General features: G+C 63.4%; 17 protein-coding genes. 10 read left to right on the top strand and 7 right to left on the bottom strand.

From position 1 onward, the window contains the following. Positions 1-292: 292 nt before the first annotated feature. The gene (ubiG, locus tag ACXAED_RS07745; protein ID WP_475048431.1) at positions 293-1,039 is read right to left on the bottom strand and encodes a bifunctional 2-polyprenyl-6-hydroxyphenol methylase/3-demethylubiquinol 3-O-methyltransferase UbiG; all 747 of its coding nucleotides are present in this window, start codon (positions 1,037-1,039) and stop codon (positions 293-295) included. Between the two features lie 50 nt (positions 1,040-1,089). Between ubiG and pip the strand changes: the two genes are divergently transcribed. From pip to ACXAED_RS07710, 7 genes are all read left to right on the top strand, one after another. Next, positions 1,090-2,070: a prolyl aminopeptidase gene (gene pip, locus ACXAED_RS07740; RefSeq protein WP_475048428.1), complete on the top strand. Its 981-nt coding sequence runs from the start codon at positions 1,090-1,092 to the stop codon at positions 2,068-2,070. Further along, entirely contained in the window at positions 2,067-2,912 is an 846-nt protein-coding gene (locus ACXAED_RS07735; protein ID WP_475048426.1) for an ABC transporter substrate-binding protein, read from the top strand. The genes pip and ACXAED_RS07735 overlap by 4 nt, the downstream gene beginning before the upstream one ends. A 181-nt stretch (positions 2,913-3,093) precedes the next feature. Then, a complete protein-coding gene (gene rimP / locus ACXAED_RS07730) occupies positions 3,094-3,684 on the top strand; it encodes a ribosome maturation factor RimP (protein ID WP_475048424.1) in 591 nt (196 codons plus the stop codon). After that, a complete protein-coding gene (nusA, locus tag ACXAED_RS07725; protein ID WP_475048421.1) occupies positions 3,684-5,300 on the top strand; it encodes a transcription termination factor NusA in 1,617 nt (538 codons plus the stop codon). The genes rimP and nusA overlap by 1 nt, the downstream gene beginning before the upstream one ends. A 26-nt stretch (positions 5,301-5,326) precedes the next feature. Next, positions 5,327-5,947: an RNA-binding protein gene (locus ACXAED_RS07720; RefSeq protein ID WP_475048419.1), complete on the top strand. Its 621-nt coding sequence runs from the start codon at positions 5,327-5,329 to the stop codon at positions 5,945-5,947. 8 nt (positions 5,948-5,955) lie between these two features. After that, complete coding sequence (gene infB / locus ACXAED_RS07715) at positions 5,956-8,430, top strand: translation initiation factor IF-2 (protein WP_475048416.1); 2,475 nt, start codon at positions 5,956-5,958, stop codon at positions 8,428-8,430. A gap of 233 nt (positions 8,431-8,663) precedes the next feature. After that, the gene (locus ACXAED_RS07710; protein ID WP_475048414.1) at positions 8,664-8,831 is read left to right on the top strand and encodes a hypothetical protein; all 168 of its coding nucleotides are present in this window, start codon (positions 8,664-8,666) and stop codon (positions 8,829-8,831) included. Between the two features lie 261 nt (positions 8,832-9,092). On the opposite strand, the gene mutT is transcribed toward ACXAED_RS07710, so the two are convergent. The 3 genes from mutT to ACXAED_RS07695 are packed head-to-tail and all read right to left on the bottom strand — an operon-like array spanning position 9,093 to position 11,568. Next, on the bottom strand, positions 9,093-9,491 hold the full coding sequence (gene mutT, locus ACXAED_RS07705) for an 8-oxo-dGTP diphosphatase MutT (protein WP_475048413.1): 399 nt from the start codon (positions 9,489-9,491) through the stop codon (positions 9,093-9,095). After that, positions 9,488-10,714 (bottom strand): bifunctional glutamate N-acetyltransferase/amino-acid acetyltransferase ArgJ, encoded by a 1,227-nt coding sequence (argJ, locus tag ACXAED_RS07700; RefSeq protein ID WP_475048412.1) that lies wholly within the window; start codon positions 10,712-10,714, stop codon positions 9,488-9,490. Before argJ ends, mutT begins: the two co-directional genes overlap by 4 nt. Positions 10,715-10,716: 2 nt before the next feature. Beyond that, the gene (locus ACXAED_RS07695) at positions 10,717-11,568 is read right to left on the bottom strand and encodes a peptidylprolyl isomerase (RefSeq protein WP_475048411.1); all 852 of its coding nucleotides are present in this window, start codon (positions 11,566-11,568) and stop codon (positions 10,717-10,719) included. A gap of 176 nt (positions 11,569-11,744) precedes the next feature. Between ACXAED_RS07695 and secA the strand changes: the two genes are divergently transcribed. The 3 genes from secA to ACXAED_RS07680 all read left to right on the top strand — a co-directional run bounded on the left by secA (position 11,745) and on the right by ACXAED_RS07680 (position 17,215). Beyond that, positions 11,745-14,435, top strand: coding sequence for a preprotein translocase subunit SecA (secA, locus tag ACXAED_RS07690; RefSeq protein ID WP_475048409.1), 2,691 nt, complete (start codon positions 11,745-11,747; stop codon positions 14,433-14,435). A 296-nt stretch (positions 14,436-14,731) separates the two neighbouring features. Next, positions 14,732-15,637 (top strand): hypothetical protein, encoded by a 906-nt coding sequence (locus ACXAED_RS07685; protein ID WP_475048407.1) that lies wholly within the window; start codon positions 14,732-14,734, stop codon positions 15,635-15,637. Positions 15,638-15,661: 24 nt separating this feature from the next. After that, complete coding sequence (locus ACXAED_RS07680) at positions 15,662-17,215, top strand: phosphate ABC transporter substrate-binding/OmpA family protein (RefSeq protein ID WP_475048405.1); 1,554 nt, start codon at positions 15,662-15,664, stop codon at positions 17,213-17,215. A gap of 19 nt (positions 17,216-17,234) precedes the next feature. Here the strand turns inward: ACXAED_RS07680 and radC are convergent, their stop codons facing one another. The 3 genes from radC to dnaK all read right to left on the bottom strand — a co-directional run bounded on the left by radC (position 17,235) and on the right by dnaK (position 21,413). Continuing rightward, a complete protein-coding gene (gene radC, locus ACXAED_RS07675; protein ID WP_475048403.1) occupies positions 17,235-17,999 on the bottom strand; it encodes a RadC family protein in 765 nt (254 codons plus the stop codon). A 253-nt stretch (positions 18,000-18,252) separates the two neighbouring features. Then, positions 18,253-19,413, bottom strand: a complete 1,161-nt coding sequence (gene dnaJ / locus ACXAED_RS07670; RefSeq protein ID WP_475048401.1) for a molecular chaperone DnaJ — start codon at positions 19,411-19,413, stop codon at positions 18,253-18,255. A 77-nt stretch (positions 19,414-19,490) separates the two neighbouring features. Further along, positions 19,491-21,413, bottom strand: a complete 1,923-nt coding sequence (gene dnaK / locus ACXAED_RS07665) for a molecular chaperone DnaK (RefSeq protein WP_475048400.1) — start codon at positions 21,411-21,413, stop codon at positions 19,491-19,493. Between the last annotated feature and the right edge of the window lie 29 nt (positions 21,414-21,442).

The raw sequence follows: 21,442 nt of genomic DNA, 5'->3' as shown, positions 1-21,442 counted from the left end.
CCTTCTGAATGAGACGACTGCCCAAAAAAGAAGGACGCCCGCAAGCAGGCGCCCCTCTTCCCCATCAGTCCCCATCAATCCGTGAGTGGCGGTCCTGGCAACCTCTGGGCGGACCCGCCGAAAACAGCGGTAAGCAATTATTCAATTCAAGGGCTTTCCCCGGAGGCGGACCGGGTAACATTCCAAATCCGCTAACTGACGTTAACAATCAGCGCGGCTCAACTAAAGGGTGCATAGGGATTACCACCTATCCTTTAGGATAGGCGGCAGACTTGGGGGAGGCAGCGGCAGCTCAGCCGGGTTTCACACTGGCGGTCACATAGTTCACTGACAGATCCCGTTCCGAAATCGACCAGTTCCAGGTGATCGGGTTGAACACGAAACCCTTGCGGTCCACCGGCTTCAGCCCGGCCTTGCGCAGCAGCTCGAACAGCTCATCCGGGGTGATGAACTTGGACCATTCATGCGTGCCGCGCGGCAGCCAGCGCATGATCACTTCGGCGCCGATGATGGCCATGGCAAAGCTCTTGGGGTTGCGGTTGATGGTTGAGCAGATCTCCAGCCCGCCGGGTTTCAGCAGTTGCTGCGTCGCGGTCAGATAGCTGAGCGGATCGGCGACATGCTCTACCACCTCCATGTTGAGCACCACATCGAATTGCTCGCCAGCCTCGGCCAGCGCCTCGGCGGTGGTGTGGCGGTAGTCGATCTCCAGCCCCGATTGTTCGGCGTGGATCCGCGCGACCGGCAGGTTGCCCTCGGCAGCATCGGCGCCCACAACCGTAGCACCCAGCCGGGCCATTGGCTCACTCAGTAGCCCGCCGCCGCAGCCGATATCCAAAAGCCGCAACCCCTCGAACGGGTTCCGTGCCGTCAGGTCGCGACTGAATTCGGCGGCAATTTGCTTGGTGATATAGTCGAGCCGGCACGGGTTCAGCATGTGCAGGGGCTTGAATTTGCCATGCGGATCCCACCACTCCGCCGCCATCGCCTCGAATTTGGCGATTTCCGCAGGGTCGACCGTGGATTGAGGCGCTTGCATTCCTGTCTCCGTGTGCTCTTTTGTAGTCTGACGTCTCACTAAGGTCAGTAATGGATAGATACCCGGACCAAAAGCGCGCAGTGCATTATCTTTACCCGCCGGTCGAGCCCTTTGACCAGCGCATGATCGACGCAGGCCAGGGGCACCGTATATATGCAGAGCAGAGCGGGAATCCAAACGGCATACCCGTGATTGTGTGCCATGGCGGCCCCGGCGGCGGCAGCAGCCCTGCGATGCGGCGCTACTTCGACCCCGAAATCTACCGGATTATCCTGTTTGACCAGCGCGGCTGCGGCCGCTCGCGCCCCTATGCCTCCTGCGAGGACAACACCACCTGGCATCTGGTCGCCGATATGGAGCTGATTCGCCGTCAGATCGGTATCGAATTGTGGATCCTGTTCGGCGGCAGCTGGGGGGCGACGCTGGCGCTGATCTATGCCCAGACCCACCCCGACCGGGTGCAGCAGATGATCCTGCGCGGCGTCTTTCTGATGACAAAGGCTGAGCTCGACTGGTTCTACGGCGGCGGCGCCGGCAAGTTCTGGCCCGAAACCTGGGCCAAATTCGTCTCGCTGATCCCCGATGGCGAGCGCAGCGACATGATCGGCGCCTACCACAAGCGGCTGTTTTCCGGAAACCTGGACGAGGAAGTGCGCTTTGGCCGCGCCTGGTCGTCCTGGGAAAACGCGCTGGCTTCGGTGCACTCAAACGGCCACAGCGGTGAAAGCCCCGGCGACTACGCGCGCGCCTTTGCCCGGCTGGAGAACCATTATTTCCGGAACGGCGGCTTTCTCGATTACGACGGCCAGATCCTTGCCAACATGGGGCGTATTTCCCATATCCCCGGCGTGATCGTGCAAGGGCGCTATGACATGATCTGCCCGCCGTCGTCCGCCTGGCGCCTGAATGAGCTGTGGCCAAATGCGGAGTTGAAGATGGTGCGCAATGCCGGCCATGCTCTGTCGGAGCCGGGAATCAGTGCGGAGCTGGTCCGGGCGATGGACCGGATTGCAGGAGAGCTTGTGCCATGACGCGCATCGACCGCCGCGCGCTGTTCACCTCGGGTGCTGCCGCTGCCCTGCTGGCCGCTGCCGGCGGATCGGTCCATGCGTCGCCCAAGGCAGGCGGCGTGCTGCGCCTGGCGGTCCCGCGCGATGGCGGGATGCTGGAGCAGGCCGCCCGCGGCGCGATCTATGACACGCTGACCGAAATTGCCCCGGACGGGCTGCTGCGCGGCGAGCTGGCCACAGGCTGGCACTCCACAGATGATGCACGGACCTGGACCTTCAACCTGCGTGAGGGCGTGGCGTTTCATGATGGCAGCCCGCTGACAGCGGACGATGCCGCCGCCTCGCTTCTGGTGCAGGGAACCACCGGGGCGGAGGTGCGGGCCGTCACCGCGCTGGGCGGCCATCAGCTGCTGGTGGAGCTTGCGCAGCCCAATCCGCATCTGCCTTATCTGCTGGCCAGTGCGGATCAGATGATTGCCCCCGGCGGCGATTTGCCCGTGCCGCTGTCAGATGCGGTGGGCACCGGTTGCTACAAGGTGGAGCGGGCGCAGGAAGACCGTCATTTCCGCGCCTCAAAAGTGGCGGATCACTACAAGGCCGGAACTGCCGGCTGGGCGGATGTGGTGGAGATCATCGTGATCCCCGACGCCGCTGTCCGGGCAGAAGCTTTGCGTGACGGCTACGTCGATGTGGCGGCCTTGCCGGAACCGCGCGGCCTGCTGCGCCGGGGCGAGTTCCTGTATCACCCCTCGTCCAGCGACATGGCGCTGGCCGCCCGGCACACCGTCGGCATCCCGCGCAAGGTAGGCCAGCGCGCGCCGCTGGATGACGGCCGCATCGCGGAACGCTGGTGGATGGCCTGACTCCGCAGCGCGGCCCTCCCCGAAGACAAGCCTTGCAGTTTTCCCCAATCCCCCCTATATGGCTTTGACAACAGCGGCGCGTTGAACCTCTGGCTCAAGGCTCCACCGGGAATTTCGACGGGCCGCGCGCCCGTTTTTTTGTGTTTGCAGGTTCGCGCCTGCCGCTCCAAGTGGAGGTCTGATGACCAACGACCTGATTGCCAAAGCTGCCATCGACCGGCGCCTGGCCGAGATCGTCACCCCGGTGATCGAGGATCTGGGGTATGAGCTGGTGCGAATCCGGCTGATGTCTGGTAAGTCGACGACGCTGCAGATCATGGCCGACAAGCCCAACGGCGGCATCGAGGTGGATGATTGCGCCGACATTTCGAATGCCGTCAGCGCGGTGCTGGATGTCGAAGACCCGATCATCGATGCCTATGCCCTGGAAGTGTCGAGCCCTGGCATTGACCGTCCGCTGACCCGGATGAAAGACTTCGAGATGTTCGAGGGCTACGAGGCAAAGCTCGAAACCGCCGAGATGGTCGGCGGCCGCCGCCGCTTCAAAGGCGAGCTGGCGGGTACCGAGGACGACGAAGTCCTGATCAATATCGAGGATCAGGGCGAGACCGTGACCATTGGTCTGAAATTCGACTGGCTGAGCGATGCCAAGCTGGTTCTGACCGATGATCTGATCAAGGAAATGCTGCGTCAGCGCAAAGAGGCCGGGACGCTCAACGAAGACGCATTCGACGAAATCGAGACCGAAGAGTCCGAAGAGGAGAAAAAGTAATGGCTATCACCTCTGCAAACCAGCTGGAGCTGTTGCAAACCGCCGAGGCCGTGGCGCGCGAAAAGATGATCGACCCGGGTCTGGTGATCGAGGCGATGGAAGAGAGCCTCGCCCGTGCGGCCAAAAGCCGCTATGGCGCCGAGATGGACATTCGGGTGTCGATCGACCGCAAGACCGGCCGCGCCACCTTTACCCGCGTGCGCACCGTCGTGGCGGATGACGAGCTGGAGAACTACCAGGCCGAAATGACCGTCGAGCAGGCCCGCCAGTACATGGCGAACCCCGAAGTGGGCCAGACCTACGTCGAGGAAGTGCCGCCGGTGGAAATGGGCCGGATTGCTGCCCAGTCGGCCAAGCAGGTGATCCTGCAGAAGGTCCGCGAAGCTGAGCGTGACCGCCAGTACGAAGAATTCAAGGACCGCGCCGGCACCATCATCAACGGCCTGGTCAAGCGCGAGGAATACGGCAACGTCATCGTCGACGTGGGTGCCGGCGAAGCGATCCTGCGCCGCAACGAGAAGATCGGCCGCGAGAGCTACCGCCCGAACGACCGCGTGCGCTGCTACATCAAGGACGTGCGCCGCGAGCCGCGCGGCCCGCAGATCTTCCTGTCGCGCACCGCGCCCGAGTTCATGGCCGAGCTGTTCAAGATGGAAGTGCCGGAAATCTATGACGGCATCATCGAGATCAAGGCGGTGGCCCGCGACCCTGGTTCGCGTGCCAAGATTGCCGTTGTCTCCTACGACGGCTCGATCGACCCGGTCGGCGCCTGTGTGGGTATGCGCGGCTCCCGCGTGCAGGCCGTCGTGAACGAGCTGCAGGGCGAGAAGATCGACATCATCCCGTGGAACGAGGATCAGCCGACCTTCCTGGTGAACGCGCTGCAGCCGGCCGAAGTGACCAAGGTGGTGCTGGACGAGGAAGCCGGCAAGATCGAAGTTGTGGTGCCGGAAGAGCAGCTGTCGCTCGCCATCGGCCGCCGCGGTCAGAACGTGCGCCTGGCGTCGCAGCTGACCAACCTCGACATCGACATCATGACCGAGGAAGAAGAATTGGCCCGCCGCCAGAAGGAATTCGAGGCGCGCACGAAATTGTTCATGGAGACCCTTGATCTCGACGAGTTCTTTGCCCAGCTTCTGGTGTCTGAGGGCTTCACCAACCTGGAAGAGGTTGCGTATGTCGAGCTCGATGAACTGCTGGTCATTGACGGTGTCGACGAAGGCACCGCAGAAGAACTGCAGGCCCGTGCCCGCGACTATCTGGAAGCCCAGGCCAAGGCGGCCCTGGATGCAGCCCGTGCGCTGGGCGCCGAGGAAAGCCTGATCCAGTTCGAGGGCCTGACCCCGCAAATGGTCGAGGCGCTGGCCAAGGACGACGTGAAGTCGTTGGAAGATTTCGCCACCTGCGCCGATTGGGAACTGGCCGGCGGCTGGACCAACGATGGCGGCGAGCGGGTCAAGGATGACGGCATCCTGGAGCCCTTCGGCGTATCGCTGGAAGAGGCGCAAGACATGGTCATGACTGCCCGCATCATGCTGGGCTGGGTAGACCCGGCTGAGCTGGAAGCGGAAGCGGCGGAAGACGAAGACGCTGGCGAAGAGGAAGGCGAAGCCTGATCCAGGGCTTTGCAAAGGAGACCTGCATGACACGCGGCGGCGTACAAAGAGACCGGTCCGAAGGCAGCGAGCGCAAATGCATCGCAACCGGCGAGACCCAGCCCAAGCAGGGCCTCATCCGTTTTGTGATGGGTCCTGACGGGCAGGTTGTGCCCGACGTGATGGAAAAGCTGCCGGGCCGCGGCGTCTATGTGGCAGCCAGCCGCGCGGCGCTGGAAACCGCGGTGAAAAAGAAGCTGTTCGCCCGCGGCTTCAAAGCGCAGGTCCAGGTCTCCGGCGGGCTTGTCGGAGAGGTGGAGGACCAAGTGGTCCGCCGCCTGGTCGGGCTGATCAGCCTGGCGCGCAAGTCGGGCGACGCGGTGGCCGGCTTTGAGAAGGTCAAGGACTGGCTGTCCAAGGAAGAGGCCCGGGTGCTGATCCAGGCCTCTGACGGGTCCGGCCGCGGAAAGTCGAAGCTGAGCACGCCCTACAAGGGCAAATTCATCGGCTGCCTCACGGCGGACGAGCTGGGAATGGCATTTGGGCGCCAAACTGTGATACATGCCGCCCTCGCCTCTGGCGGACTCAGCAAACGTGTTGTAGATGAGGCGCAACGACTGCAAGGTTTGCGCGAAATGGTGGGCGGCAACGGCCGCACGGAAGGATAAGTAGCTTTATGAGCGATAGTGACGGCAAAAAGACACTGGGTCTGCGTGGGGGTTCCCGTCCGGGGAACGTGAAACAGAGTTTCAGCCATGGACGGACCAAGAATGTCGTAGTGGAAACCAAGCGCAAGCGCGTTGTGGTTCCCAAGCCGGGTGCGGCCAAAAGCGGCAGCGGTGCTGCACCGGCAGCGTCCGGATCCCGCCGGCCCGCCGGCATCAGCGATGCAGAGATGGAGCGCCGCCTGAAGGCGCTGCAGGCCGCCAAGGCCCGCGAGGCGGAAGAAGCCGCGCAGCGCGAAGCCGAGGAAAAGGCCCGCGCCGAAGAGCGTGAGCGCCGCCGCGCCGAAGCGGAAGCCAAGGAGCGTGAGCAGCGCGAAGCCGAAGAGCGCGCCCGTCAGAAAGCCGAAGAGGAAGAGCGCAAGCGCGCCGAGGAAGAAGAGGCAGCCAAACGCGCTGCCGCTGCCCCCGCGCCCGCTCCCAAGGCAGAGCGTCCGGCACCAAACAAGCCGGCTCCGGCTGCAACTCCGCGCAAATCCGATCGTGAACGCGAACAGCGCCCGTCCCGCGGCAAGGGCCGTGACGACAACCGCCGTTCCGGCAAGCTGACGCTTGGCCAGGCGACTGGCGGCGAAGGCAACCGCCAGCGTTCCATGGCGGCGATGAAGCGCAAGCAGGAGCGTGCGCGCCAGAAAGCCATGGGCGGCTCGGTTGAGCGGGAAAAAGTTGTGCGTGACGTGCAGCTGCCGGAAACCATTGTGGTGTCCGAGCTGGCCAACCGTATGGCCGAACGCGTTGCCGACGTGGTGAAATCGCTCATGCAGATGGGCATGATGGTCACCCAGAACCAGTCGATCGACGCCGATACCGCGGAACTGATCATCGAGGAATTCGGCCACAAGGTGACCCGCGTGTCCGACGCCGACGTTGAAGACGTGATCAAGGAGGTCGAGGACAAGGACGAGGACCTGAAGCCGCGTCCGCCGGTCATCACCATCATGGGCCACGTCGACCACGGCAAGACCTCGCTGCTGGACGCAATCCGCGACGCCCGCGTTGTGGCAGGCGAAGCCGGCGGCATTACCCAGCACATTGGCGCCTACCAGGTGACCACCGAAAGCGGCACCGTGCTGAGCTTCCTGGACACCCCGGGCCACGCGGCCTTCACCTCGATGCGCTCGCGCGGCGCGCAGGTGACCGATATCGTGGTTCTGGTTGTTGCAGCGGACGACGCGGTGATGCCGCAGACCGTCGAGGCGATCAACCACGCCAAGGCGGCCGGTGTTCCGATGATCGTGGCGATCAACAAGATCGACAAACCGGCGGCCGACCCGAACAAGGTCCGCACCGACCTGCTGCAGCATGAGGTGATCGTGGAAGCCATGTCCGGCGAAGTGCAGGACGTGGAAGTCTCCGCTGTCACCGGCCAGGGCCTGGACGAACTGCTGGAAGCCATTGCGCTGCAAGCGGAAATCCTGGAACTGAAAGCCAACCCCGACCGCGCCGCACAGGGTGCTGTGATCGAGGCGCAGCTGGACGTGGGCCGCGGCCCCGTGGCCACCGTGCTGGTTCAGAACGGCACCCTGCGCCAGGGCGACATCTTTGTTGTGGGTGAGCAGTACGGCAAGGTCCGTGCGCTGATCAACGACAAGGGCGAGCGGGTTGAGGAAGCCGGCCCCTCGGTTCCGGTTGAGGTTCTGGGCCTGAATGGCACCCCGGAAGCGGGTGACGTTCTGAACGTCACCGAAACCGAAGCTCAGGCGCGCGAAATCGCCGAGTACCGCGAGCAAGCGGCCAAGGACAAGCGCGCCGCAGCCGGTGCAGCGACCACACTGGAGCAGCTGATGGCCAAGGCCAAGGAAGACGAGAACGTCTCCGAGCTGCCGATTCTGGTCAAGGCTGACGTGCAGGGTTCTGCCGAGGCCATCGTTCAAGCGATGGAAAAGATCGGCAACGAGGAAGTGCGCGTGCGCGTGCTGCACTCCGGCGTCGGCGCGATTACCGAAACCGATGTCGGCCTTGCCGAAGCGTCCGGTGCGCCGATCATGGGCTTCAACGTTCGTGCCAATGCCTCGGCCCGCAACACCGCCAACCAGAAGGGCGTGGAGATCCGCTACTATTCGGTGATCTATGACCTGGTGGATGATGTTAAGGCGGCAGCCTCTGGCCTGCTGTCGGCGGAGATCCGCGAGAACTTCATCGGCTACGCGCAGATCAAGGAAGTCTTCAAGGTCACTGGCGTTGGCAAAGTTGCCGGCTGTCTGGTTACCGAAGGCGTTGCCCGCCGCTCGGCCGGCGTGCGCCTGCTGCGCGACAACGTGGTGATCCACGAAGGCACCCTGAAGACCCTGAAGCGCTTCAAGGACGAAGTCGCCGAGGTTCAGTCCGGTCAGGAATGCGGTATGGCGTTCGAGAACTACGACGATATCCGCCCGAACGACGTGATCGAGATCTTCGAGCGCGAGGAAGTGACCCGCACCCTCGACTGATCCGGTCGCGATCCAAAAAAGAAAGGCCCTGGCGCGGATGCCGGGGCCTTTTCATTTACGCCTGACGGCGGAGGCGACGCCGAAAACCCGTGCAGCAGCTAACGAAGCGTCGGGGGAGTGCCGATCCGTTGCGGTTCGGCGGCGCATCAAACCAGGCCCTTCGCTGCTGCGCTGCGAAAGTGCACGGGTCCGCTGGAAAATGACAGCTGTCGAAAGGCCGGATCCCTTTTTCAATGGGGCAGCTGATCAGTCCTGAAAGCGCCATTCAGCACTGCGCCTTTGCCGCAGCCGGTGAATCCGGAAAAGGGCAGCTGTTGGAAGCTGCCCTCTCTGTCTGCCTGATGTGTGTGAGTGGCGGCTCAGGCGGCTGGTGTAACTGGCTGGCCCTGAAAGGTTTTTGACCCAACCCGTACCGCGATTTTCCCGTCAGGGAGTGCCCGTATGAAACTGCCTTGAACCAGGGAAAACTTGCCTACTGCGATTGTTCTAAGCATGGTCTAATCCTGCCTATGTGCAATTCAGGGTAGTGGTTTGCTCCGTATCCTGATGCTCAGCCAGATTGATTAACAAAGCGTTACCCGTGCGGGCAGCATCAGTTAAACGCCCGATAAACCGCTAATAACCCGGATTGACAGAGGGGCCAGCCTGGCGTTCCGGGCCTGTCAGAGCCAGTCGCGAAGGATGGGGATCAGCGGAATATCGGCCGGTGGCATCGGATAATCACGCAGGTCCTGCGGCCGCACCCATTTCAAAGTCTGGCCTTCTTGGGCCCGCGGGATGCCCTCCCACTTTCGGCAGGCAAACAGCGGCATCAGCAGGTGGAAGTCCTCGTAGGAATGGCTCGCAAAGGTCAGCGGCGCCAGGCAGGAGGCCCAAGTGCCAATTCCCAGTTCCTCCTGCAGTTCGCGGATCAGCGCTGCTTCGGGTGTTTCTCCCGGCTCGATCTTGCCGCCAGGAAACTCCCACAGGCCCGCCATCGACTTTCCTTCGGGACGCTGCGCCAGCAGCACCCGCCCGTCCACATCAATGAGCGCAACAGCCGATACCAGAACAGTTTTCATGACCGGTAATCCGCGTTGATCGAGATGTACTGATGGGTCAGGTCGCAGGTCCAGACAGTGGCTTGGCCGCTGCCGAGGCCCAGATCCACCTTGATCGTGATCTCCTGCTTCTTCATCTCCGCCGCACCCAGTTCTTCCTTGTAATCCGGCGAGACCCAGCCCTTTTCCGCCACCAGAACATCGCCAAAGGAGATCGACAGCAGGTCCCGGTCCGCTGCGGCGCCGGACTTGCCGATTGCCATCACCACGCGGCCCCAGTTCGGGTCCTCGCCGGCAATGGCGGTTTTGACCAGCGGCGAGTTGGCAATCGCCAGGCCATGCACCTTGGCATCCGCGTCCGAAGCCGCTCCGGTAACCTGGATTTCCACGAACTTGGTTGCGCCTTCGCCGTCGCGCACCACCTGGTGCGACAGGTCCAGCATGACGCGCTCCAACCCAGCCGCAAATTCCGCGTTTCCGGTGGCATCCACGCCCGAGGCGCCGGTCGCGCACAACATCAGGCTGTCGGAGGTCGAGGTGTCGCTGTCCACCGTGATGCAATTGAAGGTCCGGTCGCAAATCTCCGCCAGCTGCGCCTGCAGCGCCGCTTGCTCCACCTTGGCATCGGTGAAGATATAGACCAGCATCGTCGCCATGTCCGGCGCGATCATGCCGGAACCCTTGGCGATGCCGGCAATCTTGACGGTCTTGCCTTCGATCCCGACCGTGGCGCTGGAACCCTTGGCAAAGGTGTCGGTGGTCATGATCGCCTTGGCGGCGCCTTCCAGCCCGGTTTCGTCCAGCGCATCGTTCAGCTCGCCGATCTTTGCGACAATGCGGTCATGCGGCAGCGGCTCGCCAATGACACCGGTCGAGGCTGTAAAGACACGCTCCGCCGGGACGCCCGACGCGGCAGCGACCGCAGTGGTAATCTCTGCCACCGAGGTTTGCCCGTAATGGCCGGTAAAGGCGTTGGAATTGCCGGAGTTCACCAAGATGGCCGCACCGGCGTCCGCCGCGCCGCCCAGCTTGGCCTGGCAGTCCAGCACCGGGGCGGACCGGGTCTTGGAGCGCGTGAACACGCCGGCCACCGAGGTGCCCGGATCCATCACGGCCAGCATCACGTCGGTGCGGCCCTGGTACTTCACGCCGGCAGCGGCTGAGGCAAAGCGCACCCCCTTGATCACTGGCAGGTCGGGAAAGCTGGCCGGGGCCAGCGGCGAGACGGGCAGGGATTTCGCCATGATCAGTTCCTTACCAGGCTGAGGTCTTTGAGGATGGCCGGATCCAAATCCTCGATTTCGGGACGTTCGATCTCTGATGCTGCGGTCAACTCGTTCACGCGGTTTTCCACCGCCTTCTGGCGCAGCTCGTCGGCGATCTGCGCCCGCACCTCTTCGAATTCGGGGGCCTCTGTCTTGCGGCGCTCATGCAGCAGGATCACGTGCCAGCCAAACTGTGTCTGCACCGGACCGGAGACATCTCCAGAGCGCAGCTCCAGCACTGCTTCTTCAAATTCCGGCACCATGCGGCCGGTGGTGAACCAGCCCAGGTCGCCGCCGCTGGGACCGGAGGGGCCGGTGGATTTTTCCTTGGCGAGGGTTGCGAAATCGGCGCCGTCATCCAACTCCTTGATGATCTCCTGCGCGTCTTCTTCGCTTTCGACCAAAATGTGGGCTGCGTGGAACTCATCGCCGCCGTCGCCTGAGGAGTACTTCTCATCATAGGCCGCGCGCAGCGCCTCTTCACCGCTGGCGTTGTCCATCACCATCTGGAGAACATTGGCCGCCAGCATAGCGCGCTGTTCGTTTTCGACCGACAACTCGACATAGCGGGGCACCTCACCGCGCAGCTGCTGTTTCAGCGCAGTCTGTTGCACCAGCTGGTCGAGGATGGCGTTGAACAGCACGTCATCCGGCAGCTGCTTATACTGCTCCGGCAGGTTTTCGCGCGCCATAATCATGTGGCCCACAGTGATCTCCTCGCCATTGACCGAGGCAACAACCGTGTTGGCATGCGGCGCGGCCACCGCCGCCAGCGGAAGCGCTGCGCAGACCGCCATAGCCATACCGCACAGAAAAGTGAGACCTTTACGCATAGAAATCTTCCTATTCCTTGGCCGCTGGGGGGCGCGCCGTTGACACTCTATACCCTGCCGCTTACATCGCCTTGAGGCCATTGGCAGGACCGTCTTTCCACCTTGTTTATGGGTTGCGGACACGGCGGGCAAGCCTGCCCGATGCACAGGCCGGACATAGGATCGCTGGAGAAGATATGCTGGGTTTCGGAACACTCGCCAAAAAGGTTTTCGGTACGCCGAACGACCGTAAGATCAAGGCGACGCGGCCGCTGATTGCACAGATCAACGCGCTGGAGGACGAGTTCGCGAAGCTCAGCGACGACGGGCTGATCGGAAAGACCGAAGAGCTGCGCAAGCGGGCCCTGAACGGCGAAGGCCTCGACGCGCTGTTGCCGGAGGCTTTTGCCAACGTGCGCGAAGCGGCCAAGCGGGCCCTGGGCCTGCGCGCCTTTGACACCCAGCTGATGGGCGGCGTGTTTCTGCATCAGGGTAACATCTCCGAGATGAAGACCGGCGAGGGCAAGACCCTCGTGGCGACGTTCCCGGCCTATCTGAACGCGCTGACCGGCAAGGGCGTGCATGTGGTCACGGTGAACGAATACCTGGCCAAGCGCGACAGCGAATGGATGGGCAAGGTGTTTGCCCAGCTCGGCATGACCACGGGCGTGATCTGGTCCGGCCAGGCGGATGCCGAGAAGATGGCCGCCTATGGCTGCGATGTCACCTATGCCACCAACAACGAACTTGGCTTCGACTACCTGCGCGACAACATGAAACCGTCGCTGGACCAAGTGTTCCAGAAGCAGCACAACTTTGCGATCGTCGACGAAGTGGACTCGATCCTGATCGACGAGGCCCGCACCCCGCTGATTATTTCCGGCCCCGCCGAGGACCGCTCTGAGCTTTATGCGACCATCGACAAGATGATCCCGCTGTTGGCCGAGGACCACTACGAGATCGACGAGAAAACCCGCGGCGTGACCTTCACCGAGGACGGCAATGAGTTTCTGGAGCAGACGCTGCGCGAGCACGGGCTGCTGGAAGCAGAGGCCTCGCTCTACGATCCGGAAAGCACCACGGTTGTGCACCACGTGAACCAGGCGTTGCGCGCGCACAAGCTGTTCCAGCGGGACAAGGACTATATCGTCCGCGACGGCCAGGTGGTGCTGATCGACGAATTTACTGGCCGCATGATGCCAGGCCGCCGCTTGTCCGAAGGGCTGCACCAGGCCATCGAGGCCAAGGAAGACGTGCAGATCCAGCCGGAGAACACCACGCTGGCGTCTGTGACCTTCCAGAACTACTTCCGCCTCTATGACAAGCTGTCAGGCATGACCGGCACCGCGATGACCGAGGCCGAGGAGTTCCAGGAAATCTATGGCTTGGGCGTGGTCGAAGTTCCGACCAACCGCCCGATCGCGCGTGTGGACGAGGACGATCAGGTCTACCGCACCGCCCGCGAGAAATACGAGGCGATGATCAAGGAAGCCAAGAAGGCGCATGAAAAGGGCCAGCCGGTCCTCCTGGGCACCACCTCGATCGAGAAATCCGAACTGCTGAGCCAGCTGCTCGAGAAGGAAGGCATCCAGCACAACGTTCTGAACGCCCGCCACCACGAGCAGGAAGCGCAGATCGTTGCCGATGCCGGCCGCTTTGGCGCGGTGACCATAGCCACCAACATGGCTGGCCGCGGCACCGACATTCAGCTGGGCGGCAACGTCGAGATGAAGGTGCTGGAGGCGCTGGCGGCAAACCCCGAGGCCGACCCGGCCGAGCTGCGCGCCGCCGAAGAAGCCAAGCACGCCGAGGAAAAGCAGAAGGTTCTGGACGCCGGCGGCCTGTTCGTGATGGCGTCTGAGCGCCACGAAAGCCGCCGCATCGACAACCAGCTCCGCGGCCGCTCCGGCCGTCAGGGCGACCCGGGCCGCACCCGCTTCTACCTCAGCCTGGAAGACGACCTGATGCGCATCTTCGGGTCCGAACGTCTGGACAAGCTGCTGTCGTCGCTCGGCATGAAAGAAGGCGAGGCGATCATCCACCCCTGGGTGAACAAATCGCTGGAACGCGCCCAGGCCAAGGTCGAGGGCCGCAATTTCGACATGCGCAAGAACGTGCTGAAGTTCGACGACGTGATGAACGACCAGCGGAAGGTGATATTCAGTCAGCGCCGCGAAATCATGGCGGCCGAGGACCTGTCCGAGATCGTCGACGATATGCGCCACGAGGTGATCGACGACCTGCTCGACACCCACATGCCGCCCAAGACCTATGCCGACCAGTGGGACACTGCGGGCCTGCAGGAGCAGGTGCGCGAAATGCTGGGAGTCGAGGCGCCGGTGGCCGAATGGGCCGCCGAGGAAGGCGTCGACGACGAACAGATCCGCGAACGCCTGGTGGAAGCCTCCGACAAGATGATGGCGGAAAAGGCCGAGGCCTTTGGTCCGGAAAACATGCGCAACATCGAAAAGCAGGTGCTGCTGCAGACCATCGACAAGAAGTGGCGCGAACACCTGCTGACCTTGGAGCATCTGCGCTCGGTTGTCGGCTTCCGCGGCTATGCTCAGCGCGATCCGCTGAACGAGTACAAGAACGAGAGCTTCCAGCTGTTTGAAAGCATGCTCGACTCCTTGCGGGAGGAAGTGTCCCAGCAGCTGAGCCGGGTGCGCCCGATGACCGAGGAAGAGCAGCAGCAGATGCTGATGGAGATGGCAGCCCGCCAGGCCGCCATGCAACAGGCTGCGGCCCAGCCCGCGCCAGCAGCAGAAGAGCCGGCACCGGGATTTGTCGAGGATGATCCATCCACTTGGGGCAACCCCTCGCGCAATGACAAATGCCCCTGCGGCTCTGGCAAGAAGTTCAAGCACTGCCACGGCAGCCTCGCTTGAGCGCATGACAGGAAAACTCAGGGTTCGGTTTCAGCCGGACCCTGCCGCCCGGCCGCGGAAACGGGACCTCCCGCCCGTCGCCGGTCTTTCAAAAAGACCGCTCCCGTTGGGCTCTGGCACAGCCGGAGCACCCACAGGCGCGGAAGTTCTCCCTCGCGTTTACCCTTTGTTGTTTCCGTCTCTGCAACAATGATGGCGGGACTGCCGCATTTGCCGGATTCTCTCCCGCTTAAGGCCACAAACCGGCCGGCATTTTCCAGCAAGCTTTTCTGATCAGACAGGTTCAGGAGGATCTCATGCTGAGCAAACAGGTGATGCTGACAAGTGCAATGACGCTGGCGTGCGCACTGGGCATCGGGTTCTACATGCAGGCATCAAGCCCCCGCTGGGCAGATGACGCATCTGCCGCCGCTGATCCTCAACTGCCGGCTGAACCCGGTCCGGCGGAGCTGAAAATAGAGAACATCACTCTGACCTCGCTCGCGGCTGATACCGCCCCTGCTGCCGCTGAGCCGCAAAGACCGGCTCCGGCGCAACAGGAACACTGCCGTGTGACGGCATCGGCCGAGGCTGCCCCGATGGCCATGGTCACGCTCTCCGTCGCCGCGCCGTGCCATGGCGGCGAGCGCCTGACCGTTCATCACAGCGGAATGATCTTCACGGCCGCGCTGGACCGGACCGGGCACTACGCTGCACAGGTTCCGGCCCTGACACGGACCGCGGTTTACATTGCGGAGACCGCTAGCGGCGGCGGGGCCGTTGCCGTCGCCGAAGTGGCCGGTACGGAGGCCATGGAGCGCGTGGTGCTGCAGTGGAGCGGCCTCAGCGGCCTGGAAATGCACGCCCGGGAGTTTGGCGCCGAGTATGACAGCGCCGGGCACGTCTGGCACGGGGCCGCATCTGACACGGCTGCCGGGCGGGTGGTCCGCCTCGGAGACCCCAGTTTGGTGGCGCCGCGGATTGCCGAAATTTATAGTGTGCCGGCCAACCGCTCGGACCGGTCCGGCATCATTACCCTAACCGCAGAAGCGGAGGTGACGGGCCTTAACTGCGGCCGCGATATTTCCGCTCAGGCGCTGCAGCTGAGCGGAGGCCGGCTCAGCAGCCGCGATCTGGTGATGGCAATGCCGGATTGCGATGCGCAAGGCAGTTTTCTTGTGTTGAATAATCTGGTGGAAGACCTGAAAATCGTCGCCAACTGATTTGCGGTAACTTCAGGTATCCACATGACCTTCATTCGTGCGGCCATTTGCGCCGCACTTTTTCTGGCAGCTTTTGCGCGTGCGCTTGCGGCCGAGGACGTCACCCTCTCTTCCCCGGATGGTGCAGTTGAAATAACCGGCACCCTGCTGGGCTTCGATGGCGAGTTCTACCGGATCCAGACGCAGTTCGGCGAGCTGACCGTCGATGGCTCCGGCGTGACCTGCGAGGGGCCGGGCTGTCCCAGCCTGTCCGGCTTTGTGGCGGAAATCACCCTCGCCGGATCTTCCACCATGTCAGAGGTGCTGCTTCCGGCTCTGATCGAGGGCTTTGCGCTGCGCAACGGCTATCAGACCCGGCGCGAACCGCTGCCGGCAGGGAATTTCAGCCATGTCCTGCTGCGTGGGCAGCAGCCGGCCGCGCGGTTCACCTTCACCGCCAGCAACACGGATGCCGGTTTCGCCGCGCTTGTCGCGGATGAGGCGGATGTCGCGATGGCGCTGCGGGAGATCCGCCCGCTTGAACGCAAGGCTGCCCACGCTGCGGGGCTTGGGGATCTGACCGGACCGGGCCGCAGCCGGGTTCTGGCGCTGGATGCCTTTGTACCGGTGGTAGCGCCTAGCAACCCGGTGCAGGAAATTTCCTTGCCGCAATTGGCGGGGGTATTGTCCGGCCGGATCGCCAACTGGCAGGAGCTAGGCGGCCCTGACGCGCCGATTTCGCTGCATATGCCGGTGTCCGGCTCGGGATTGGCACAGGCGGTGGAGGACAAGCTGATGGCGCCGTTCGGCACCGGGTTCTCGCCGCAGATCCGGCGCCATGATCGCAGCAGCACACTGGTGCGCCGGGTACTGGTGGATCCCTTTGCCATCGGCATTGCCAGCTATGCAGAGAAGGGCGCGGCGCGGGTGCTGACGCTGACGGGGCCGTGCGGGTTTTCTCTTCAGGCGAGCCGGCGGGCGGTGAAGACCGAGGATTATCCGCTGACGGTGCCGATGTTCCTGTACCTGCCGGCCCGCCGCCTGCCCAAGGTGGCGCGGGATTTCCTGACCTATGTGCGCGGACCCGCGGCGCAGGCGGTGATCCGCCGCGCAGGGTTTGTGGATCAGGCGCCGGAGCTGATCCCAGTCAGCCGCCAGGGAAGCCGGTTTGCTAATGCAATTCTGGCGGCGGAAGGGAAGGCCGGGCTGGACGAGCTGCAGCGTCTGGTCACGGTGCTGGGCGGGATGCGGCGGCTTACGGCCTCGTTCCGGTTCGAGCCCGGATCGGCCCGCCCGGATGCGCAGTCGCGCAGCAACATCGAGCAGCTGGCCCGGGCGCTGGAGGCCGGGGAGTTCGATGCCAAGGAGCTTGTTTTTGCGGGGTTTTCTGATGGTGTCGGTCCCGCTGAAGGCAACCGCCAGATCGCGCTGAAACGGGCTGGCGCGGTGCGCGACGCGGTGGTGGAGGCGGCGGAGACTGCTGATATCAGCCGGGTGCAGATCCGGACAGAGGGGTTTGGCGAGGCGCTGCCGATGGCGTGTGACGACAGCGCCTGGGGCCGACAGATCAACCGCCGGGTCGAGGTCTGGGTGCGGTAGGTCTGGGGGGCCGGACGCGCTAGAGGAGGCCCTGGGCGCGGAAGCTGAGTTCGGTGGATTTGCCGATGATAAGGTGATCGTGCAGGGTGATCCCCAGCGCGGTAAGAGCGGCCTGGATCTGGTCCGTCATGGCGATGTCGCTGTCTGACGGCGTTGGGTCTCCGGACGGGTGATTATGCACTAAAATCAAGGCGCTGGCGTTCGATTCAAGGGCGCGTTTGGCGACCTCGCGGGGATAGACGGGGACGTGGTCAACGGTGCCGCGGGCCTGCTCCTCGTCGGCGATAAGAACGTTCTTGCGGTCCAGGAACAGAATGCGGAACTGCTCCGTCTCGCGGTGGGCCATGGTGGTGTGGCAATAGTCCAGCAACGCGTCCCAGCTGGAAATCACCTGCCGCTGCATGATGCGGGCGCGGGCCATGCGGTGGGCGGCGGCCTCCAGCACTTTGAAATCGGTGATAACAGCGTCGCCAATGCCGGGGACATTGGCCAGGCGTTCCGGAGAGGCTGTTACTACGCGGTTGAAATCTCCAAATGTTTCAAGCAATTGCCGCGCCAGAGGCTTCACGTCGCGGCGCGGGATGGAGCGGAACAGGACCAGCTCCAGCAGCTCGTAATCGGGCATCGCCTCGGCGCCGCCCTGCATGAAGCGTTCGCGCAAACGGGCGCGGTGGTCCTTGATGTAGGAGGGCAGGCGGCCCGGGTCTGCGGGCACGACCGCGGCCTCCTCGCTGCCGGGAAACAGCGGCAGGGAGACGTCCTGGAAAGCGGGATCCTGTGCCATGCTGCCATGGTGCCGCCATCATGGTTGAGGAAGTGTTAACGCCCGTCGCAATGCAGCGGCAGCGGGAGGGCGGCAGGCGTGCACCCCCTGTACACCCCCTGTGCACCGCCGCGGTGCGGCGTGGGCGCAGGAATGTGCAAAAAAAGAAAAGCGCCCCAAGCGGGGCGCTTTCTGTCGTGTCACTTGCGGCTGGCCGCCGGGGCTCCGCCCGTTCGCGTCTGAAACCGTCCCCGGACGGTTTCCTAGACGGCGCTCACCCCTTCATCCCGTCCCAGAAGCTTTTCACCGATGAGAAGAAGCTGCGGGATTCGGGGTTGGTGTTTTCCTCGGAGATCTCCTCGAACTCGCGCAGCAGCTCCCGCTGGCGCGAGGTGAGGTTGACCGGGGTTTCCACCGCCAGTTCGATGAACATGTCGCCGGTAGCACCGCCGCGAAGTGCCGGCATGCCCTTGCCGCGCAGGCGCATCTGGCGGCCGGACTGGCTGCCCTCGGGGATCTGCACCCGGCCACGGCCGCCGTCGATGGTCGGCACCTCGATGGAGCCGCCAAGGGCCGCCTTGGCCATGCTGACCGGGACCCGGCAATAGAGGTTGTTGCCATCACGCTCAAACAGGCTGTGCGGTGCCACCTCGACAAAGATGTAGAGATCGCCCGGAGGGCCGCCGCGCAGGCCGGCTTCGCCCTCGCCTGCCAGGCGGATGCGGGTGCCGGTTTCGACGCCTGCCGGAATGTTCACCGACAGCGAGCGGTCCTTTTCCACCCGGCCATGGCCGTGGCAGAATTTGCACGGGTTCTTGATGATCTGGCCGAGGCCCGAGCAGGTCGGGCAGGTGCGTTCAACGGTGAAGAAGCCCTGCTGCGCGCGGACCTTGCCCATGCCGGAGCAGGTCGGGCAGTTGGTCGGCTCAACCCCGCCTTCGGCGCCGGTGCCCTCGCAAGAGGTGCAGGCCACAGACGTTGGCACCTTGATGGTCTTGTGCAGGCCGGCAAAAGCCTCCTCCAGCGAAACCCGAAGGTTGTAGCGCAGATCGGCGCCGCGGGTCGCCCGCTGCCGTCCGCCGCCGCCGCCGCGCTGGCCGCCCATGAAATCGCCGAACAGGTCGTCGAAGACATCCGAGAAGGCGGAGGAGAAATCGCCGCCGCCAAAGCCCTGGCCCTGACCGCCGCGCTGACCGCCGCCCATGCCGTTTTCAAAGGCGGCATGGCCAAAACGGTCGTAGGCCGCTTTTTTCTCGGCGTCCTTCAGGACGTCATAGGCCTCGTTAGCCTCTTTGAACTGCGCCTCGGCGTCCGGATTGTCCTTGTTCCGGTCGGGGTGCAGTTCCTTGGCCTTCTTGCGAAAGCCTTTTTTAATTTCGTCTGCGGAGGCGCCTTTGGCCACCCCGAGAACGTCGTAATAGTCACGTTTTGACATCGGTTACCCCATCTGCCTCAACGAAAATGGGCCGGTCCGGGGTACGGACCGGCCCGCCTTGGCCTGCGTGTCAGGCGTTAGCGCTTGTCGTCGTCCAGGTCTTCGAATTCGGCATCGACGATGTCGTCATCGGCCGGGCCTGCTGCGGCGTCATCCGCGGCTGCGGGCTCTTCCTCAGCTTCTTCGGCCTGCGCCTTGTAGATCGCCTCACCCAGCTTCATGGCAGCTTCGGTCACGTTCTGGATGCCGGACTTGATCTTCTCGGCGGTCGATTTCTCGTTCTCCAGATCGTCCTTCAGCGCGGCAACGGCCAGCTCGATCACCTCGACGGTGGACGGGTCGACCTTGTCGCCATGCTCCTCGACCGACTTCTCGGTGGAGTGGATCAGCGATTCTGCCTGGTTCTTGGCTTCCACCAGCTCGCGGCGTTCCTTGTCCGCCTCGGCGTTGGCTTCGGCGTCCTTGACCATCTTTTCGATGTCGTCGTCGGACAGACCGCCGGAGGCTTGGATGGTAATCTGCTGTTCCTTGCCGGTCGCCTTGTCCTTGGCGCCGACCGACACGATGCCGTTGGCGTCGATGTCGAAGGTCACTTCGATCTGCGGCATGCCGCGCGGTGCCGGCGGGATTTCCTCGAGGTTGAACTGGCCGAGCATCTTGTTGTCGGCCGCCATTTCACGCTCACCCTGGAACACGCGGATAGTCACGGCGTTCTGGTTGTCTTCCGCGGTCGAGAACACCTGCGACTTCTTGGTCGGGATGGTGGTGTTGCGGTCGATCAGGCGGGTGAAGACACCGCCCAGGGTTTCGATGCCCAAGGACAGCGGCGTCACGTCGAGCAGCACCACGTCCTTGACGTCGCCCTGCAGAACGCCAGCCTGGATGGCGGCGCCCATGGCAACCACTTCATCCGGGTTCACACCCTTGTGCGGCTCCTTGCCGAAGAACTTGGTCACCTCTTCGATGACTTTCGGCATCCGGGTCATACCGCCGACCAGAACCACCTCGTCAATGTCGGAGGCGGAGAGGCCTGCGTCCTTGAGGGCCGCCTTGCAGGGGTCCATCGAGCGTTTGATCAGGTCGGAGACCAGGCTTTCCAGCTTGGCGCGGGTCAGCTTCATCACCATGTGCAGCGGCTGGCCCGAGGACGGGTCCATCGAGATGAACGGCTGGTTGATCTCGGTCTGCGAGGTGGAGGACAGTTCGATCTTGGCCTTTTCAGCGGCTTCTTTCAGGCGCTGCAGGGCCATCTTGTCCTTGGACAGATCGACGCCGTTCTCCTTTTTGAACTCATCCGCCAGGTAGTTGACGATGCGCATGTCGAAGTCTTCGCCGCCCAGGAAGGTGTCGCCGTTGGTCGACTTCACTTCGAACAGGCCGTCGTCGATTTCCAGGATTGTCACGTCGAAGGTGCCGCCGCCGAGGTCATAGACGGCGATGGTCTGGGTATTTTCCTTGTCCAGGCCATAGGCCAGGGCGGCCGCGGTCGGCTCGTTGATGATGCGCAGCACTTCGAGGCCCGCGATCTTGCCGGCGTCTTTGGTGGCCTGACGCTGAGCGTCGTTGAAGTAGGCGGGCACGGTGATCACCGCCTGGGTGACTTCCTCGCCCAGGTAGGATTCCGCGGTTTCCTTCATCTTGCCCAGAGTGAAGGCGGAGATTTGCGACGGGGAGTACTTCTCACCCTTGGCTTCGACCCATGCGTCGCCGTTGCCGCCGTCGACAATGGAGAACGGCACCATTTTCTTGTCTTTTGCGACAGCGGGGTCGTCAAACCGGCGGCCGATCAGGCGCTTGACGCCGAAAACGGTGTTGTCGGGGTTGGTCACCGCCTGGCGCTTGGCAGGCTGGCCGACCAGACGCTCGTCGTCGGTGAAGGCGACAATCGACGGGGTGGTGCGCGCGCCCTCGGCGTTTTCGATCACGCGGGGCTGGGAGCCATCCATGATGGCCACGCAGGAGTTGGTGGTACCCAGGTCAATGCCGATAACTTTGCTCATGTTCGATCCCTTACATTTACTCAAGGCGA

The organism is Leisingera sp. ABM4_103 (assembly GCF_056158685.1).
This window is presented reverse-complemented; position numbering and strand designations above follow the sequence as displayed.

Excerpts from the sequence above, each read along its gene's own strand:
- ubiG (WP_475048431.1), bottom strand. The coding sequence starts at position 1,039 with ATGCAAGCGCCTCAATCCACGGTCGACCCTGCGGAAATCGCCAAATTC.
- pip (WP_475048428.1), top strand. The coding sequence starts at position 1,090 with ATGGATAGATACCCGGACCAAAAGCGCGCAGTGCATTATCTTTACCCG.
- ACXAED_RS07735 (WP_475048426.1), top strand. The coding sequence starts at position 2,067 with ATGACGCGCATCGACCGCCGCGCGCTGTTCACCTCGGGTGCTGCCGCT.
- rimP (WP_475048424.1), top strand. The coding sequence starts at position 3,094 with ATGACCAACGACCTGATTGCCAAAGCTGCCATCGACCGGCGCCTGGCC.
- nusA (WP_475048421.1), top strand. The coding sequence starts at position 3,684 with ATGGCTATCACCTCTGCAAACCAGCTGGAGCTGTTGCAAACCGCCGAG.
- ACXAED_RS07720 (WP_475048419.1), top strand. The coding sequence starts at position 5,327 with ATGACACGCGGCGGCGTACAAAGAGACCGGTCCGAAGGCAGCGAGCGC.
- infB (WP_475048416.1), top strand. The coding sequence starts at position 5,956 with ATGAGCGATAGTGACGGCAAAAAGACACTGGGTCTGCGTGGGGGTTCC.
- ACXAED_RS07710 (WP_475048414.1), top strand. The coding sequence starts at position 8,664 with ATGGGGCAGCTGATCAGTCCTGAAAGCGCCATTCAGCACTGCGCCTTT.
- mutT (WP_475048413.1), bottom strand. The coding sequence starts at position 9,491 with ATGAAAACTGTTCTGGTATCGGCTGTTGCGCTCATTGATGTGGACGGG.
- argJ (WP_475048412.1), bottom strand. The coding sequence starts at position 10,714 with ATGGCGAAATCCCTGCCCGTCTCGCCGCTGGCCCCGGCCAGCTTTCCC.
- ACXAED_RS07695 (WP_475048411.1), bottom strand. The coding sequence starts at position 11,568 with ATGCGTAAAGGTCTCACTTTTCTGTGCGGTATGGCTATGGCGGTCTGC.
- secA (WP_475048409.1), top strand. The coding sequence starts at position 11,745 with ATGCTGGGTTTCGGAACACTCGCCAAAAAGGTTTTCGGTACGCCGAAC.
- ACXAED_RS07685 (WP_475048407.1), top strand. The coding sequence starts at position 14,732 with ATGCTGAGCAAACAGGTGATGCTGACAAGTGCAATGACGCTGGCGTGC.
- ACXAED_RS07680 (WP_475048405.1), top strand. The coding sequence starts at position 15,662 with ATGACCTTCATTCGTGCGGCCATTTGCGCCGCACTTTTTCTGGCAGCT.
- radC (WP_475048403.1), bottom strand. The coding sequence starts at position 17,999 with ATGGCACAGGATCCCGCTTTCCAGGACGTCTCCCTGCCGCTGTTTCCC.
- dnaJ (WP_475048401.1), bottom strand. The coding sequence starts at position 19,413 with ATGTCAAAACGTGACTATTACGACGTTCTCGGGGTGGCCAAAGGCGCC.
- dnaK (WP_475048400.1), bottom strand. The coding sequence starts at position 21,413 with ATGAGCAAAGTTATCGGCATTGACCTGGGTACCACCAACTCCTGCGTG.